The organism is Sabulicella flocculans (genome assembly GCF_045449635.1).
In the GTDB taxonomy this organism is placed as follows: Bacteria; Pseudomonadota; Alphaproteobacteria; order Acetobacterales; family Acetobacteraceae; genus Roseococcus.
The window spans coordinates 48878-64752 of the sequence record NZ_JBJJBR010000012.1 but is presented as its reverse complement, the minus strand read 5'-3'; the positions used below and the strand labels follow the sequence as shown (position 1 = coordinate 64752).

At 76.2% G+C, this 15875-nt stretch carries 14 protein-coding genes; 5 read left to right on the top strand and 9 right to left on the bottom strand.

Annotated elements, in window-relative coordinates:
- Nucleotides 1–34 precede the first annotated feature (34 nt).
- Nucleotides 35–643, bottom strand: coding sequence for an ATP-binding protein (locus ACI6QG_RS12430; RefSeq protein WP_407024886.1), 609 nt, complete (start codon nucleotides 641–643; stop codon nucleotides 35–37).
- Between the two features lie 82 nt (nucleotides 644–725).
- On the opposite strand from ACI6QG_RS12430, the gene ACI6QG_RS12425 reads away from it, so the two are divergent.
- Nucleotides 726–1481 carry a DUF6502 family protein gene (locus ACI6QG_RS12425; protein ID WP_407024885.1) on the top strand — a complete coding sequence of 252 codons (756 nt, stop codon included), beginning with the start codon at nucleotides 726–728 and terminating at the stop codon, nucleotides 1479–1481.
- Entirely contained in the window at nucleotides 1478–2512 is a 1035-nt protein-coding gene (locus ACI6QG_RS12420) for a DUF5666 domain-containing protein (RefSeq protein ID WP_407024884.1), read from the top strand. Before ACI6QG_RS12425 ends, ACI6QG_RS12420 begins: the two co-directional genes overlap by 4 nt.
- 7 nt (nucleotides 2513–2519) lie before the next feature.
- Here ACI6QG_RS12420 and ACI6QG_RS12415 read toward each other — a convergent pair whose 3' ends face one another.
- From ACI6QG_RS12415 to ACI6QG_RS12395, 5 genes are all read right to left on the bottom strand, one after another.
- Nucleotides 2520–3830, bottom strand: coding sequence for an aldehyde dehydrogenase family protein (locus tag ACI6QG_RS12415; RefSeq protein ID WP_407024883.1), 1311 nt, complete (start codon nucleotides 3828–3830; stop codon nucleotides 2520–2522).
- A 106-nt stretch (nucleotides 3831–3936) separates the two neighbouring features.
- On the bottom strand, nucleotides 3937–5145 hold the full coding sequence (locus ACI6QG_RS12410) for a hydroxysqualene dehydroxylase (protein WP_407024882.1): 1209 nt from the start codon (nucleotides 5143–5145) through the stop codon (nucleotides 3937–3939).
- Nucleotides 5142–6767 (bottom strand): squalene/phytoene synthase family protein, encoded by a 1626-nt coding sequence (locus ACI6QG_RS12405; protein ID WP_407024881.1) that lies wholly within the window; start codon nucleotides 6765–6767, stop codon nucleotides 5142–5144. Before ACI6QG_RS12405 ends, ACI6QG_RS12410 begins: the two co-directional genes overlap by 4 nt.
- Before the next feature lie 28 nt (nucleotides 6768–6795).
- On the bottom strand, nucleotides 6796–7662 hold the full coding sequence (gene motA, locus ACI6QG_RS12400; RefSeq protein WP_407024880.1) for a flagellar motor stator protein MotA: 867 nt from the start codon (nucleotides 7660–7662) through the stop codon (nucleotides 6796–6798).
- Nucleotides 7659–8783 carry a flagellar motor protein MotB gene (locus tag ACI6QG_RS12395; RefSeq protein WP_407024879.1) on the bottom strand — a complete coding sequence of 375 codons (1125 nt, stop codon included), beginning with the start codon at nucleotides 8781–8783 and terminating at the stop codon, nucleotides 7659–7661. The genes motA and ACI6QG_RS12395 overlap by 4 nt, the downstream gene beginning before the upstream one ends.
- A gap of 211 nt (nucleotides 8784–8994) precedes the next feature.
- Here ACI6QG_RS12395 and ACI6QG_RS12390 point away from each other — a divergent pair, with 211 nt between their 5' ends.
- The 3 genes from ACI6QG_RS12390 to ACI6QG_RS12380 all read left to right on the top strand — a co-directional run bounded on the left by ACI6QG_RS12390 (nucleotide 8995) and on the right by ACI6QG_RS12380 (nucleotide 12941).
- Entirely contained in the window at nucleotides 8995–9240 is a 246-nt protein-coding gene (locus ACI6QG_RS12390) for an acyl carrier protein (protein ID WP_407024878.1), read from the top strand.
- Between the two features lie 24 nt (nucleotides 9241–9264).
- Entirely contained in the window at nucleotides 9265–10548 is a 1284-nt protein-coding gene (gene fabF / locus ACI6QG_RS12385) for a beta-ketoacyl-ACP synthase II (protein ID WP_407024877.1), read from the top strand.
- 152 nt (nucleotides 10549–10700) lie between these two features.
- The gene (locus ACI6QG_RS12380) at nucleotides 10701–12941 is read left to right on the top strand and encodes a calcium-binding protein (RefSeq protein ID WP_407024876.1); all 2241 of its coding nucleotides are present in this window, start codon (nucleotides 10701–10703) and stop codon (nucleotides 12939–12941) included.
- 4 nt (nucleotides 12942–12945) lie between these two features.
- On the opposite strand, the gene ACI6QG_RS12375 is transcribed toward ACI6QG_RS12380, so the two are convergent.
- From ACI6QG_RS12375 to tsaD, 3 genes are read right to left on the bottom strand one after another with little or no spacing between them, the layout of a single operon-like run.
- Complete coding sequence (locus ACI6QG_RS12375; protein WP_407024875.1) at nucleotides 12946–13581, bottom strand: trimeric intracellular cation channel family protein; 636 nt, start codon at nucleotides 13579–13581, stop codon at nucleotides 12946–12948.
- The gene (locus ACI6QG_RS12370) at nucleotides 13582–14784 is read right to left on the bottom strand and encodes an MFS transporter (protein WP_407024874.1); all 1203 of its coding nucleotides are present in this window, start codon (nucleotides 14782–14784) and stop codon (nucleotides 13582–13584) included.
- A 35-nt stretch (nucleotides 14785–14819) separates the two neighbouring features.
- Entirely contained in the window at nucleotides 14820–15857 is a 1038-nt protein-coding gene (tsaD, locus tag ACI6QG_RS12365; protein WP_407024873.1) for a tRNA (adenosine(37)-N6)-threonylcarbamoyltransferase complex transferase subunit TsaD, read from the bottom strand.
- Nucleotides 15858–15875: the final 18 nt, after the last annotated feature.

Sequence of the window (15875 nt, the reverse complement as noted above, 5' to 3'; positions counted from 1 at the left end):
GCCCGCCGGGGGGGGGTCGGCGGCCCGCAAGGGGTCAGGGCAGGGGCAGCTCCACCAGGGCCAGGGTGCCCGCCTCGCGCCGGCGCAGCAGCAGGCGGCCGTGGTGGGGCAGCAGCAGGCGGCGCACCAGGGCCAGCCCCTCGCCGTCGCCGTCCGGGGCGGCCAGGCCCCAGCCGTCATCCTCCACCTCCAGCCGCAGGATGCCCGGCTGGGCGCGCAGGCGCAGCGCCAGCCGGCCCAGCATGCGGCCGCGCAGCCCGTGCTTGACGGCGTTGGCCAGCAATTCGTGCGCGGCGCCGAACACCGCCTCCTCCAGCGCGGCGGGCACCGGCACCGGCGCCTCCACCGTCCAGTCCACAATCTGGTCGGGGTCGGCCATCAGCCGCACGGTGGCGGCGGCCAGGGCGCGCAGGCGCTCCTCCAGCGGCCCCGGCGCGCGGGTCAGCCCGAACAGCGCGTCGGACAGGGCGGCGGAGGCGAGGATGCGCCGCTCTGCCTCCCGCAGCAGGCGCTGGCCGTTGCGCGACTTCTGGATGCCGGCCAGGCGCGACAGGTCGGCCAGGATGCGCTGCAGGGCATTGCGCGACTGGTGGCGCAGCTGCCGCAGCGCCAGGGCGTCGTCGGGGAGGGTGGTCGTGCTCATGGCGCCACAGTGCGTGGGAAGATTTCCCACGTCAAGCCGGGTGTGGGTGGATTTCCCACGTAATCTTCGGTAACAGGACGCGGTGCCTGCCCTGCCTTCCCCCAACACCTTGCTGCGGCCGCTGCGCCGCCTGCTGCGCCCCCTGGTGGCGCTGCTGGTGCGCGCCGGCGTCACCCTGCCGCTGCTGGAGGAGGAGCTGCGCCGCCTCTACCTCGATGCCGCCCTGGCGACGGGCGCCACCACCGACAGCCGGCTGACCTTGCTGACCGGCATCCACCGCAAGGAAATCCGCCGGCTGCGCGCCATGCCGCCGCCGGCGCCCGACGCCGTGCCGGCGGTGGTGACGCTGAACGGCGCCATCCTGGCCCGCTGGACCGCGCGGCCGGACTTCCCCGCGCCGCTGGACCGCGCCGCCTTCGACGCGCTGGTGGCCGGCATCACCACCGACCTGCGCCCGCGCGCCGTGCTGGATGCCTGGGCGGAGGCCGGCATGCTGGAGCGCCTGGAGGATGGCCGGCTGCGCCTGGCCGACGCCGCGCACATCCCCCGCGCCGACGAGGGGGGGCGGCTGCACTACTTCGGCCGCAACCTCCATGACCACCTGCGCGCCGCCTGCGCCAACCTGCTCGCGCCCGAGGCGCCGCCCTTCCTGGAGCGCGCCCTGCACTGGGACGGGCTGACCCCCGCCGCCGCCGCCCGGCTGGAGGAGGCCGGCCGCGAGGCCGCCATGGCCATGCTGCTGGAGCTGTCCCACCTCGCGCGGCGGCTGTCGGCGGAGGGCGAGGGGGAGGCGCGGGTGAACCTGGGCGTGTTCCTGCTGCGCGAGGACGGCCGGTGAGCCGGCTGCTGCTGCTCGCGCTGCTGGCGCTGGCCGCCTGCGGCCGCGCCCCCGCCCCGACGCCCGCCGCCACCTGCCGCCTGGGCCCGGAGGACGGGCCGCCGGCCGAGCTGCTGGCCGCCGAGGGCGAGCGCGGCATCGGCGGCACCGGGATGCTGGCCGAGGCGGAAGGCGAGCGCGGCATCGGCGGCACGGGCATCTGGGGCGTGCTGACCGGCTTCGGCTCGCTGTGCCTGCAAGGGCAGCGGGTGGCGCTGCCGCCGGGCACGCCCATCCTGCTGGACGGCCGGCCGGTGGGGCTGGCGGCGCTGCGCGGCGGCCAGGTGCTGGCGGTGGAGGCCGCGGGGGGCGAGGGCGCGCTGCGCGCCCGGCGCGTCACCATCCGCTTCGAGGCCAGCGGCCCGGTGGAGGCGGTGGGCAGCACCACCCTGCGCGTCGCCGGCCAGGCGGTGGCCCTGACCCCCGAGACGCGCGGCCGCCGCGACTGGCGCCCGGGCGAGGGGGTGCGCGTTTCCGGCCTGCGCCGGGCCGACGGCACCATCGCCGCCACCCGGCTGGACCCCCTGCCGGCACCGGACCAGGTGAGCAGCTACGGCACGCTGCGCCGCGGCCCGGGCGGCTGGATGCTGGGCAGCATGCCGCTGCGCCTGCCGCCGGGGCTGGTGCCGCCGCCGGAGGGCGCGGCCATCGCCACCGGCCGGCTGCGCGACGGCGTGCTGCTGGTGGAGACGCTGCGCGCCGACCTGCTGACCCGCGACCCGCCGGCCTGGTTCGGCCGCGGGGTGGAGCGCTTCGTGCTGTCCGGCGCCGGCTCCTGGGGGGCCGGGCCGGTGGGCGCCGGGGCCTGGCCCGCCCTGGGCGGCGGGGCGGGGCATCCGCCGGGAAGCTTCCGCGGCGGGCCGGCCGGAGGGTTGGGCGGGGCGCCCCCGGGCGGGTTCGGCGGGGCGCCACCGGGAGGGTTCGGCGGGGCCCCGCCGGGCGGCTTCGGCGGCGGGCCGCCCGGGGGCATGCCGCGCGGCGGAGCGCGCTGACCGCGGCCTATTCCGGCGGCAGGCCGACCAGCCGCCGCGCCAGCCGGTGGGCGAAGGCGCCGCGCGGCGGGTCCAGCAGGCGCGACAGGCTCCAGGGGCCGTGCCGCACCCGGGCGCGCCAGTGGCTGAACTCGGCGAAGCCGGCCTCGCCGCCGCGCCGGCCGAAACCCGAGGCGCCCACCCCGCCGAAGGGCAGGCCGGGCATGGCGGCGTGCTCCAGCGCGCGCCCGGACACCAGCGCGCCGGACACCGTGCCGGCCGCCACCGCCGCTTCCTCGGCGCGGGTGGCGCCGTGCAACGAGATGGCCAGCGGCGCCGGGCGGGCGTTGATCCAGGCCAGGGCGGCCGGCAGGTCGGCGCATTCGGCCAGCGCCAGCAGGGGGCCGAAGATTTCCTCCTCCGCCAGCGCGCCGGCGGCGGGCAGCAGGGCGATGCCGCCGGCCTCCTCCCGCGCCGCATCCCCGGCCAGGCGGTCCAGCCGGGCCTGCTGCGCCGCGTTCACCACCCGCGTGCCCAGCCCCCCCAGCCCGGCGGCGCGGGCGGCGCGGGCGAAGGCGGCGGCCGGGTGGCCCACCAGCAGCACGGTGTCGGGGGCGATGCAGGTCTGCCCGGCATTCACCGCCTTGGCGGCCAGGATGTCGCGCGCCGCGCGGCCGAGGTCGGCGCCGGGCAGCACGATGGCCGGGCACTTGCCGCCCAGTTCCAGCGTCAGCGGCGTCAGATGCGGGGCGGCGGCGGCCATCACCTTGCGCCCGGTCTCGGTGCCGCCGGTGAACACCAGGTGGTCCCACGGCGCGGCGGCGAAGGCGGCGGCGACCTCCGGGCCGCCCTGCACCACCCGGGCCAGGCCGGGCCAGGCCTCGGCCACGATGTCCGCCACCAGGGCGGCGCAGGCGGGCGTCGCCTCGGAGGGCTTGAGGACGACGCGGTTGCCGGCGGCCACGGCGTCCACCGCCACGCCGAGCGAGAGCTGGAAGGGGTAGTTCCACGGCGCCATGATGCCGATGACCCCCTTGGGCACCGGCTCGCTCCAGGCCCGCGCCGGCCAGAAGGGCAGCGGCACGGCGGCGCGGCGCGGCCGGGCCCAGCGGCGCAGGCGGCGGGCGGCGAAGCGCGCGGCGTCGGCCACCAGAAGCACGTCGGCCAGCAGCGTGTCCACCGGGTCGCGCCCGCCGTAGTCGGCCGCCGCCGCGGCGGCCACCGCCTCGGCGCGGGCCAGCATGACGCGGCGCAGCGCCAGCAGGGCGGCGCGGCGCTCGGGCAGGCTCGGCGCGGGACCGGCGGCGCGCAGCTCCGCCAGGGCCTCGGCAGGGGTCATGCCGCCCCCGGGTGCGGGCGGGCAAGGGCCCGGCGGCGGGGGCCGGGACGGGCGGCGCCCATGCCGCCGCGGGGAAGGGGCGCGGCCTGCCCGCCGCGTCCCGCCGTCACGCCGCCTCCCGCGCGGCGGCGAGGCCGGATTGCGCCGCGGCCTCGATGGTCGCGGGCAGGTGCGGCCAAGTCCAGTCGCCGGCCAGCACCAAGTTCTCCAGGTGGCGGCGGCGCGGGGCGGGGATGGGGCCGGGGCGCTGGCGCGGGGTGGCGCGGCGCTCCTTCACCGCGCGGCAGGGCGGCGGGGCCTCGGGCCACTCGCCGGGCAGGGCGAAGGCCTGGGCGGCGGCGCGGATCTCCCGCCAGGCGCGCGGGGCCAGGCTGTCCGCCTCCTCCCGCGCCTCGGCGTCGCCGGCGCTGACGGTGACCGCCACGCCGTCCGGGCGCACCAGCACCCACTGGCACAGCGCCCCCAGCAGCCCGACGAAGCGCACCGGGCCCGGGCCGGTGCGGGCGAAGTGCAGGTTGACGATGGGGGCGTGCTCCATCGGCGCCTCCACATGGGTCAGCAGGCGGGTGGCCTCCCACGGGGGCACGGCCAGCACCACGCGGTCCTCCGGCGCCAGGGCGACGGTGCCGGAATGCAGGTGCAGCGCGGTGGCGCGGGAGTTGGTGCGGTCCAGCTTCCGCAGCCGGTCATCCGGCACCACCGTGCCGCCCAGGGCGCGGATGGCGGCCAGCGCTGGCTCCACCATGTCCGGCCCCAGGCCGTTGCGCGCCACGAACAGGCGGGTGGCGCCGGGCGCGCCGAGGCGGCGCAGCACCTGGGCCAGGCGGCGCGTGCCGGCCTCCGCCGTGGGGGTGTTCAGCGCGGCGATCACCAGCGGGTCCACGAAGCCGCGCAGGAAGGCGGGGTGGCGCGCCATGGCCTGCGCCACCGTGCGGTCCCGCCCCGGCAGGGCCAGCGCCGCCAGCGCCGCCACCGCCGCGGGCGAGACCCCGGCCGGCCGCCGGTCCCGCCGCCACCAGCCCAGCGGCGACAGCGCCACCAGCCGGCGCGAGCCGTCGTCGAGGTCCAGCACCGGCAGCCCGTCGGGCTCGGGCTCCACCCAGCCCGCGCGGGCGCCGATGGCGTCCAGGAAGCCCAGCGCGGCCCGGTTGGCGCCGATCAGCGCGTGGGTGCCGTTGTCCGTGCCGTCCGGCAGGGCGCGGGCGCGGCCGCCGGCGCCGGGCGCGGCCTCGTGCAGCGTCACCGGCCGGCCGGCCTTCAGCAGGGCCTGCGCCGCCACCAGCCCGGCCACGCCGGCGCCGACCACGTGGATCATGCGCGCGTCACCGGCGGCAGCAGCGGCGTCGGCAGCAGGGCCAGGGCGGCGAGGCAGAGCTTTTCGCTGGGCGCCAGCCGGGCGCGCGGGCGCGGCGGCTCCCAGCCGCGGCGCAGCATGTGGTCCAGGATGCCGCGATAGGCCCACATCATCACCCGCGCCGGCTTCAGCGCGCGGGCGTCCTGCGCCGCCAGCCCGCGCTCGGCCTGGGCGTAGCCGGCCACGGCGCGCCCGGCCAGGCGCTCGCACAGGGCGGGGAAGGCCGGGTGGGCGGCGATGGCGGCGGCCGGGCCGTCCGGGATGCCGGCCTCCCGCAGCAGGCTGCGCGGGACGTAGACGCGCTCGCGCCGCGCGTCCTCGTCCACGTCGCGCAGGATGTTGGTGAGCTGGAAGGTGTGGCCCAGCGCCAGCCCCCATTCCTCCGCGGCCGGGGCGCCGAAGATGCGCACGCTCATGGCGCCGACGCTGCCGGCGACGCGGCGGCAGTACAGGTCCAGCGCCGCCTCGTCCTCCAGGCGCAGCACGTCGGCGGCGTCGGTCTCCATGCCGGCGATCATCGCCTCGCACTCGGCGCGCGGGATGGCGAAGGCGCGGCAGGCCCAGTCCAGCTCGCGCGACAGGGCGCAGTCGGGCGCGTCCAGCTTCTCGCGCCAGCGGGCCAGCAGGCGGCGCTTCTCGAACTCGGGCATCTCGCCGTCGGCGATGTCGTCCACCGCGCGGCAGAAGGCGTAGACGGCCCACAGCGCGCGGCGGCGCGGCCCCGACAGCGTGGCCATGCCCGCGGCGAAGGAGGAGCCGGCGCGCTTCACCCGCGCCGCGACCAGCGCGGCGTCGGCGGGCGGCGGCGCCAGCAGGGCGCGGGCGAAGTCCCGCTTGTCCAGCGCCACGCGGCCGGCCAGCGGGTCGGCGGCGCGCAGCCTGGCCAGCAGCCGCCGCCCGCAGGCCAGCGTCATGGCGGATTGCCAGGCGAGGCGCCGGTTGCGGCACAGGCGCGGCAGGGCGGCGGCCTGGTCCAGCCAGTCCTCCACCCGGTCCAGCAGGGCGTCCAGCACGGCGCGGCGGCGCGGCGTGGCCTCGCGGAAGAAGGCGTCCTCGTCGCCCATCCAGGATTGCGGGATGTAGACGCGGCCCAGGCTGGCGCGGTCTTCCCCCGCGTCCTGGATGTGGTTCAGCACCTGCAGGGCCGAGCACAGCCCGTCCGCCGCGTGGGCGGCCTCGTCGCCCAGGTCGCCATGCAGGCGCAGCAGCATCCGCCCCACCGGGTCGGCGCTGCGGGTGCAGTAGTCGGCCAGCTCCGCCCAGTCGGCGTAGCGGGCCTGGACGGCATCCTGCCGGAAGGCGGAGAGCATGCGCCGCGCCTCCTCCACCCCCACCTGCCGCGCGTGCAGCGCCGCGGCCTCGGCCTGGGTGGTGGCGGGGTCGTCCAGCGCGGCCTCCAGCGCGTCCAGCCGGCGCAGCTTCTCCGCCGGGTCCAGGGCGGGGCTGTCGGCGATGTCGTCGGCCAGGCGCACGAAGCGGTAGAAGGCCAGCACCTGCGCGCGCACCGGCCTGGCCAGCAGCAGGGAGGCGGTGGGGAAGTTCTCGGTCGTTTCGGTGCGGTTGGGGGCGCCGGGGGCCTGCATGGCGCGCAACATAGGCGCGCGGCGGGATTCAGGCCACCTGGAGGTCCTGCAGCGCGGCCTCGAGCTCCTGGAAGGAGGGCATCAGGGCGGTGGGCACCGCCTTGCGCCCGGCCTCCACGCTCACCTGCGGGGCGTTGCCGTGCAGGTGCGCGACGATGACGGCGCGGATGACGTCGTAGAAGGCGGCCTCCTCCTCCACGATGCCCTTCAGCCGCGCCGCCATCGGCCCCATCAGGCCGTAGGCCAGCAGCACGCCCAGGAAGGTGCCGACCAGCGCGCCGCCGATCATCTTGCCCAGCACCGCCGGCGGCTGGTCGATGGAGCCCATGGTCTTGATGACGCCCAGCACCGCGGCGACGATGCCCAGCGCCGGCAGCGCGTCGGCGATGTTCTGCATGGCGTGGGAGGGGTGCAGCTCCTCCTCCTTCATCTTCTTCAGCTCGCGCGCCATGATGTCCTCGATCTGGTGCGGGTCGTCGGCGTTCATGCCGACCATGCGCAGGTAGTCGCAGATGAGCGTCGCGGCGTGGTGGTCCTTCAGGATGGAGGGGAACTTCTGGAAGGCGGAGGATTCCTCCGGCTTCTCGATGTGCGGCTCCAGCGCCATCGCCCCCTTCGTCTGCGCCAGGCGCACGAAGAAGTAGAGCAGCGAGAGCATCGCCGTGTAGTCCTCCTTCTTGTACCTCGCCCCCTTCAGGATGATGCCGAAGGCGTGCAGCGTGTGCTTCACCCCGGCCATGGAGTTGCTCATCAGGAACGCGCCCACCGCGGCGCCGCCGATCATCATCATCTCGAAAGGCAGGGAGCCGATGATGATGGCGAACTTGCCGCCGGCGATGGTGTAGCCGCCGAACACCATCACCAGCAGGAACAGGAAGCCGGCGACGGTGGTCATGGCGCTGCGGCCCCGGGCGGCAGCTGCCGCAGCAGGGTGATGGCGACGCGGCGGTTGGCCGGCGCCTCGGGGCGGTCGCGCAGCAGGGGCTCGCGGTCGGCCAGGCCGGTCACCTGGGCCAGCCGCGCCTCGGGCAGCCCGGCCTCCGTCAGCAGGCGGCGGGCGGCGTTGGCGCGCTCCGCCGCCAGATCCCAGTTGGAACGCGCGCCGCCGCGGAAGGGCGTGCTGTCGGTGTGGCCGGTGACGCTGACCGGGTTGGGCAGGCGCAGCGCCGCCTGGGCGACGGCGCGGATGGCGGCGCGCGCGCGCTCGCTGGGCGCGGCGTTGCCGGTGGCGAACATCGGCGCGCCGTCGGATTCCAGCAGCTGGATGCGCAGCCCCTCCGGCGTCACCTCCACCATCAGCTGCCGCGCCACGTCGGCCAGGGCGGGGTCGCCGCGCAGGGATTCGCGCAGCTGCTCGGCGGTGCGCTGCAGCGCCGCCTCCTCCCGCCGGGACAGCTCGGCGCGCAGGGCGGCGTCGGTCAGGCGCGCGGCCTCGCTCTCGCTCAGCGCGGCCTCCGCCGCGGCGCCGGGCGGCCGGGCCAGAACCTGGGCCTGGGCTTGGGCTTGGGCTTGGGCTAGGGCGGCCTCGGCGCCGCCGGGGCCCTGGGCGCTGCCCTCCAGGCCGAAATGCCCCTGCCCGCCGGGCGCGGCCACGCGCGGGGGCGGCGTCTCCTCCTCGCCGCGCGGGCCCTCGCGCCGGGCGAAGGGCTCGGCGGGGGTGGTGCTGTCGTCCTCCTCCTCCAGGTCGGTGATGGTGGGGCGGGGGCCGCGCTGGGCCGTCAGCGTGCCGGCGTCGGACGCCATGTTGCCCACCGAGTTCTGCGTGCGCCCGCCGAACGGCAGGCCCACCCCCGAGGCGCCGGTGGCCATCACGTTGGTGGGGTTGAAGAAATCCGCGAGGCCGCGGCGCTGCTCCTCCGTGGTGGCGTTGAGCAGCCACATCAGCAGGAAGAAGGCCATCATGGCGGTGACGAAGTCGGCATAGGCGACCTTCCAGGCGCCGCCATGGTGCCCGTGCCCGCCTTCCTCGATCCGCTTGAGGACGATGGTGCCGCCCTCACCCTTCCGCTTCGCCAAGGCCCCGCTTCCGCCTGCCGCCGATGCGCCATCCTGCGGCGGCGCGGGTTTCGGAAGGGTGAAGGCCCGCCGGGCTGGACACGGCCCCCGGGCCGTCCTAGAGCGCGCCGCACTTCCGTGATATTCGCGGGGCGCCCGGCCTGAACCCGGGCGGCCAGGCACAGGAGGCGGCGCCCGCGATGCGGGATGGTCCCGCCAGCAGGAGATTGAGATGAGCGAGACCGTCGCCGACAAGGTCAAGAAGATCGTGGTGGAGCACCTGGGCGTCGAGGAGGCCAAGGTGACGCCGGAGGCTTCCTTCATCGACGACCTGGGCGCGGACAGCCTGGACACGGTCGAGCTGGTGATGGCCTTCGAGGAGGCCTTCGGTGTGGAGATCCCCGACGACGCCGCCGAGAAGATCCAGACCGTGAAGGACGCCATCGACTTCATCGAGAAGTCCCAGGCCTCCGCCTGACGCCGGACTGACGGGGAAGCGCCGATGTTCGCCCAAGGGTTCGCGCCGCGGCGCGTCGTCGTCACCGGCATGGGGATCGCCAGCCCGCTGGGGCTGGGGGTGGACCATGTGTGGAAGCGCCTCCTCGCGGGCGAGAGCGGCATCGGCCCCATCACCCACTTCGACGTGAAGGACCTGCCGGCGCGCATCGCCGGCCAGGTGCCCGAGGGCCCCAGGGCCGAGGGCAAGCTCGACCTCAACGAGTGGATCCCCGTCAAGGACCAGAAGAAGATGGACCGCTTCATCCAGCTCGCCTGGGTGGCGGCGGAGGAAGCCATCCAGGATTCCGGCTGGATGCCCGAGGACGAGGGGTCCCGCGTCCGCACCGGCGTGATGATCGGCTCCGGCATCGGCGGGCTGGAGACGATCCAGGAGGCGTCGCTGCTGGTGGCCGCCGGGCGCACCCGGCGCCTGTCGCCCTTCTTCATCCCCTCCGCGCTGGTGAACCTCGCCTCCGGGCAGGTGAGCATCAAGTACGGCTTCAAGGGGCCCAACCATTCCGCCGTGACGGCCTGCGCCACCGGGGTGCACGCCATCGGCGACGCCGCGCGCCTGATCGCGCTGGGCGATGCCGACGCCATGGTGGCCGGCGGCGCCGAGGCGGCGATCTGCGAACTGGGCATCGGTGGCTTCTGCGCCGCCCGCGCCCTGTCCACCGCCTTCAACGACAGCCCCGCCGCCGCCTCCCGCCCCTGGGACAAGGACCGCGACGGCTTCGTGATGGGCGAGGGCGCCGGGGTCCTGGTGCTGGAGGAGCTGGAGCACGCCAAGGCCCGCGGCGCGCGCATCTACGCCGAGGTGGTGGGCTACGGCATGTCGGGCGACGCCTACCACATCACCTCCCCCACCGAGGATGGCGATGGCGGCTTCCGCGCGATGACGGCGGCGCTGCGCTCCGCCGGGCTGACGCCGGCCGACGTGCAGTACGTCAACGCGCACGGCACCTCCACCCCGATGGGCGACGACATCGAGCTCTCCGCCGTCGAGCGCCTGTGGGGCGAGGCCGGCAAGGGCCTGGCCATGTCCTCCACCAAGTCCGCCGTGGGCCACCTGCTGGGCGCGGCCGGGGCGGTGGAGGCGATCTTCTCCATCCAGGCCATCCGCGACAACGTGGCGCCGCCGACGCTGAACCTGGAAAGCCCCTCGCGCGAGACGGTGATCGACCGGGTGGCGAAGCAGGCGCAGCAACGCCCGATCGAGGTGGCGCTGAGCAACTCCTTCGGCTTCGGCGGCACCAACGCTTCCGTGGTGTTCCGGCGCGCTCCGTAAGGTCCGCCGCCGGCAACCATCGGTTGTTATGAACGGGAATGGTTTCTACCCTAGGTATTTGCGCGTGCCTTTAATGACCTGCCGGTTGTGTTAACCCTTCCTTGAGGGGTCGTTCCCAATAAAGCCCCCGTTGACCATGCGGGGGCTGCAGGATGGGGCGCTCATTCACCTACATCACCGGGACGCCGGGGCAGGATGCCGCCGGGCCGGGCTACGTGTCCGCCGGCATGGCCGGGGCGGGATTCTCCGACGCGGACGAGGCGGTCTTCGCCTCCGTGGGCTTCGACCAGTATGACGGCTGGGGCGGCGTGGACCTCTACGCCGCGGGCGACGGCGTGCGGCTGATGCTGTTCCACGATGGCGGCCCGGCGGCGGCCTTCCCGGTCTGGGTGCAGAAATCCGACGCCATCGGCCTGCACATGGGCTTCGACGTGCTGGCCAATTTCGAGGTGTTCCTGGGCGCCGACCAGGACGACATGCTGTTCCTGGGCCAGCAGGACGACACCCTGGGCGGCGGCGCCGGCAGCGACATCCTGGACGGCGGCGCAGGCCGCGACCTGCTGGTGTTCTGGGGCGACGCCCCGGCCGGGGTGGAGGTGGAGCTGTGGCGCTTCACCCTGCGCGACCCCTGGGGCTTCTCCGACGCCGTGCGCGGCATCGAGGACGTGGAGGGCACCGCCCTGGCCGACCGCCTGGAGGGCGATGCCGGGGCCAACCGCCTGTGGGGCCTGGACGGCGCCGACGTGCTGGACGGGCGCGAGGGCGACGACACCCTGTGGGGCGGCGCCGGTGACGACACCCTGACCGGCGGCGAGGGCGACGACCTGCTGGAAGGCGGCGCGGGCGACGACGTGCTGGCCGACACCGCCGGCACCGACCTGCTGCGCGGCGGGCTGGGCAACGACATCTACCTGGTGTCCTCCGCCACCTCCGTCATCGACGACGCCGGCGGGCAGGACACGCTGCTGGCCCTGGTGGACGGGCTGCTGCTGCCCGTGGCGCTGGAGGTCGGCGCGCTGGGCGGCGCGGCCACCCTGCTGCGCGCCCATGACGGCGGCGCGCTGCTCTACGGCCAGGCGGCCCTGGCCTCCCGCCTGCTGGGCGGGGCGGGCCACGACGTGCTGGTGGGCGGCGCGGCGGCCGACACGCTGGAGGGCGGGGCGGGCCACGACGTGCTGCACGGCGGCGGCGGCGCCGACACGCTGGCCGGCGGCGCCGGGGACGACACCTTCCTGGTGGCCGACGCCGACGCCGCGGTGCTGGAGGAAGCCGGCGGCGGCCTGGACACCGTGCACGCCCAGGTGGACGGCGTGCGCATCGGCGCGCATGTGGAGCACGGCTTCCTGGCCAATGCCGCCACCTGGCTGCGCGGCAACGACACCGGGGCGACGCTGTGGGCGCAGCCCGCCCTCGCCTCCACGCTGGATGGCGGGGCGGGGGACGACGTGCTGATGGGCGGCACCGCGGCGGACCTGCTGCGCGGCGGCGGCGGCCACGACACCTTCCTGGGCAATGGCGGCGCCGACGTGATGGAGGGCGGCGCGGGCGACGACTTCTTCATCCCCGCCGACCCCGCCGCCCTGCTGGTGGAGCAGGCGGGCGAGGGCACGGACATCGCCGGCTTCCTGCTGGCCGGCGAATGGCGGCTGGGCGCGCATGTGGAGTTCGGCCTGCTGGCGGGCGGGGCGCGGGTCCTGCGCGGCAACGACACCGGCGCCACGCTGGTGAATTTCGGCGCCCTGGCCGCGACCCTGTCCGGCGGCGCGGGGGACGACGTGCTGCAGGGCGGCGCCGCGGGCGGCGAGACGCTGGACGGCGGCGAGGGCAACGACACCCTGGCCGGCATGGGCGGTGGCGACCTGCTGCGCGGCGGCGCCGGCGACGACACCTACACCATCGCCGACCTGCGCGACGTGGTGGACGACGCTTCCGGCGAGGACCTGGCCTGGGTCACGCTGGATGGCTGGCAGGTGGCGGCGGGCATCGAGACGGCGCTGCTGCTGGGCGCGGCGCGCGCCGTGCAGGGCGGCGCCGGCCGGCAGGTGCTGGGCGCGAACGAGGCGCTGGGCTCCACCCTGGATGGCGGGGCGGGGGACGACGTGCTGATGGGCTCGCGCTTCGCTGACCTGCTGGTGGGCGGGGCGGGGGACGACCTGGTGATGGCCGGCGGCGGGGCGGACGTGCTGCGCCCCGGCGGGCCGGGCTGGGGGGTGGACACCGTCTTCGGGCTGGCGGCCGGCTTCACGCTGGACCTGCGCGGCACCGGGCTGGCGGGCCGCGCAGATTTGCGCCTCAACCCGTTCGACGGCGGGGTGCTGCTGGAATCCGCCCAGGGCACCCTGGGCCTGTTCGGCCTGTCCCTGGCGCAGGTGGAGGCGGCGCTGCTGTTCTGAGCGCTCAGCCGTAGTCCCGCCCCGCCCGGCTGCGGTAGGGCGGCAGCGACCAGCCGCGCCACAGCGACAGGCCGCGGATGGCGAGGCAGCACAGCGCGCCCAGGGCGAAGGCGGGCTCCCGCCACACGCCTTCCAGGCGCAGCAGCACGAAGGCGGCGGCCCCGGCGGCCGCCGCGGTCAGGTAGATCTCCCGCCGGAGGATCAGCGGCACCTCGTTGCAGATGACGTCGCGCAGGATGCCGCCGCCGGCGGCGGTCATCACCCCCAGCAGCACCGCGGCCCAGGGGCTGGCGCCGGCCAGCAGCGCGATTTCCGCCCCCAGCACGGCGTAGAGCGACACCCCCACCGCGTCCGCCCACAGCAGCGCCCGCATGCGCGAGGCGAAGAGGTGCGCGGTGAAGAACACCAGGATGGCCGCCGCGGCCGCCACCCCCAACAATTCCGGCGCGCGCAGCCAGAACACCGGGGTGCGGCCCAGCAGCAGGTCGCGCAGGGTGCCGCCGCCGAAGCCGGTGACGCAGGCGATCAGCACGAAGCCCACCACGTCCATCTGCTTGCGCGAGGCGACCAGCGCGCCGGAGGCGGCGAACACCGCGATGCCCGCCATGTCCAGCCAGCGCAGCGTGGCGTCCAGCAGCACCTATTCGGCCGGGGCGGCGGCGCGCCGTGGCGTGGCGGCCAGCGCCCGCGCGCCGCCGGCGCACAGCAGCGAGAGCACCAGCAGCGCCCCCACCACCGGCAGGATCAGCCCCGGATGCCCCCAGTCCAGCAGCAGCCCCAGCGGCACCGGGGTGATGGCCCCGCCCAGCGGCAGCCCGGCCGAGACGAAGCCGAACACCTTGCCGACCTCGCCGGGCGGGCAGGCCTCCTTCAGCATGACGTCGCGCGGCGTGCGCGAGGCGCCCAGGCAGCCGCCGGCCACCAGGGCCACCAGCGGCAGCAGCAGCGATGGCCAGGGAACCAGCCCCATGGACAGCAGCAGCGCCACCGCGGCCAGCGTCAGCAGCACCACGAAGCCCAGCAGGTTGGAGCCGCGCTTGTCCGCCACCCAGCCGCCCACCAGCGTGCCCGCCGTGGCGCCGGCCATGTAGCCGGTCAGCGCCAGGGAGGCGACGGCGACCGGCGTGCCCCACAGCTTGCCCAGCACGGTGATCAGGAAGGCCTGCACCCCGGTGCCCGCCATGGCCGAGAGCAGGAAGAAGGCGAAGAAGGCCAGGATGGGCCGCGAGGTCAGCAGCGCCCCGCCGCCCAGCGTCTTCTCCTTGCGCTTGGGCTGGTCCACCAGGATGCGGCTCTGCCACAGGATGGCGGCCACCACCGGCAGGCCCAGCAGCCCGACCAGCCCCAGCGCGCCGCGCCAGTCCATCACCAGCAGCAGGGCGGCGATCACCGGCGGGGCCAGGGCGAAGCCCAGGTTGCCGGTGAAGGTGTGCAGGGCGAAGGCGCGGCCCATGAACTCCTTGCGGATGGAGCCGGCCAGGATGGCGTAGTCCGCCGGGTGGATGACGCTGTTGCCCACGCCCGACAGCACCGCCAGCAGCAGGATCAGCCGGAAATCCTCCGCGAAGGCCATGGCGGAGACGCTGAGCGCCATCAGCAGCGTGCCGCCCACCAGGAAGGGCCGCGCGCCGTGGCGGTCCACCAGGAAGCCCACGGGGGTCTGCAGCAGGGCGGTGGTGCCGCTCATCAGCGCCACCGCCAGCCCCAGCATGGCGAAGGAGACGCCGAACTCCGCCCGCCAGGCCAGGAACAGCGGCGGCAGGCACAGCATGTAGAAATGGCTGAGGAAGTGGCCCGTGCCGATCAGGGCGCAGGTCTCGTAGTCGCGGCGGGCGGTGTGCATGGCCGCCGCATGGTGCCCGCCGGGGCCACGGCCCATCAAGCGGCGGGAGGTTGCATTTCCGCCATGGGCCAGCGCGGGCGCGGGGCCAGCGCCATGCCGTCGCGCTGCCCGCCCGCCAGGCGCAGCAGCCCGGCCCAGGCCACCATCACCGCGTTGTCCGTGCACAGCGCCGGCGGGGGCGCCAGCAGGGGCAGCGGCGTGGCGGCGGCCAGCGCGGCGCGCACCGCCGCGTTGGCCGCCACGCCGCCGGCCACCACCAGCGCCGTGGCGCCGGGCAGCATCGCGTGGGCGCGGCGCGCGCGGTCGGCCAGCACGGCGGCGACGCTGGCCTGGAAGGCGGCGGCCACGTCGGCCGGGGCGGCCCCCCTGGCCACCGCCTGCGCCACCGCGGTCTTGAGACCGCTGAACGAGAAGTCGCAGCCCGGCCGCCCCAGCAGCGGGCGCGGCAGCGGCACGGCCTTGGCATTGCCGGTGGCCGCCAGCCGCTCCAGGTGCGGCCCGCCCGGCCAGGGCAGGCCCAGCAGCTTGGCCGACTTGTCGAAGGCCTCGCCCACCGCGTCGTCCAGCGTGGTGCCCAGCCGCTCGTAGCGGCCCAGCCCGTGCACCGCCACGCACTGGCAATGCCCGCCCGACAGCAGCAGCAGCAGGTAGGGGAAGGCCGGCGCTTCGGGAAACAGCCCGGGCAGGCGCGCGGTCAGCGCGTGCGCCTCCAGGTGGTTCACCCCGATGAAGGGCAGCCCCGCCCCCAGCGCCAGCCCCTTGGCGAAGGAGGCGCCGACCACCAGCCCGCCGATCAGCCCCGGCCCGGCGGTGGCCGCCACCCCCGACAGGTCGGCCACCCGCAGCCCGGCCTGCGCCAGCACCCCGGCCACCATGGCGGGCAGGCGCTGCAGGTGGGCGCGGGCCGCCACCTCCGGCACCACGCCGCCGAAGCGGGTGTGCTCGGCGGTCTGGCTCCACACCGCCTCGGCCAGCACGCGGCCCTGCCCGTCCAGCACCGCCGCCGCCGTCTCGTCGCAGGAGGACTCGACGCCCAGGAAAGGCTCCGATGCGTGGGGTCGGGTTTCGTTCATCGCGCGGTGGCTCTATGA

Excerpts from the sequence above, each read along its gene's own strand:
- motA (WP_407024880.1), bottom strand. The coding sequence starts at position 7,662 with ATGACCACCGTCGCCGGCTTCCTGTTCCTGCTGGTGATGGTGTTCGGC.
- ACI6QG_RS12410 (WP_407024882.1), bottom strand. The coding sequence starts at position 5,145 with ATGATCCACGTGGTCGGCGCCGGCGTGGCCGGGCTGGTGGCGGCGCAG.
- ACI6QG_RS12370 (WP_407024874.1), bottom strand. The coding sequence starts at position 14,784 with ATGCACACCGCCCGCCGCGACTACGAGACCTGCGCCCTGATCGGCACG.
- fabF (WP_407024877.1), top strand. The coding sequence starts at position 9,265 with ATGTTCGCCCAAGGGTTCGCGCCGCGGCGCGTCGTCGTCACCGGCATG.
- ACI6QG_RS12415 (WP_407024883.1), bottom strand. The coding sequence starts at position 3,830 with ATGACCCCTGCCGAGGCCCTGGCGGAGCTGCGCGCCGCCGGTCCCGCG.
- tsaD (WP_407024873.1), bottom strand. The coding sequence starts at position 15,857 with ATGAACGAAACCCGACCCCACGCATCGGAGCCTTTCCTGGGCGTCGAG.
- ACI6QG_RS12405 (WP_407024881.1), bottom strand. The coding sequence starts at position 6,767 with ATGCAGGCCCCCGGCGCCCCCAACCGCACCGAAACGACCGAGAACTTC.
- ACI6QG_RS12430 (WP_407024886.1), bottom strand. The coding sequence starts at position 643 with ATGAGCACGACCACCCTCCCCGACGACGCCCTGGCGCTGCGGCAGCTG.
- ACI6QG_RS12390 (WP_407024878.1), top strand. The coding sequence starts at position 8,995 with ATGAGCGAGACCGTCGCCGACAAGGTCAAGAAGATCGTGGTGGAGCAC.
- ACI6QG_RS12380 (WP_407024876.1), top strand. The coding sequence starts at position 10,701 with ATGGGGCGCTCATTCACCTACATCACCGGGACGCCGGGGCAGGATGCC.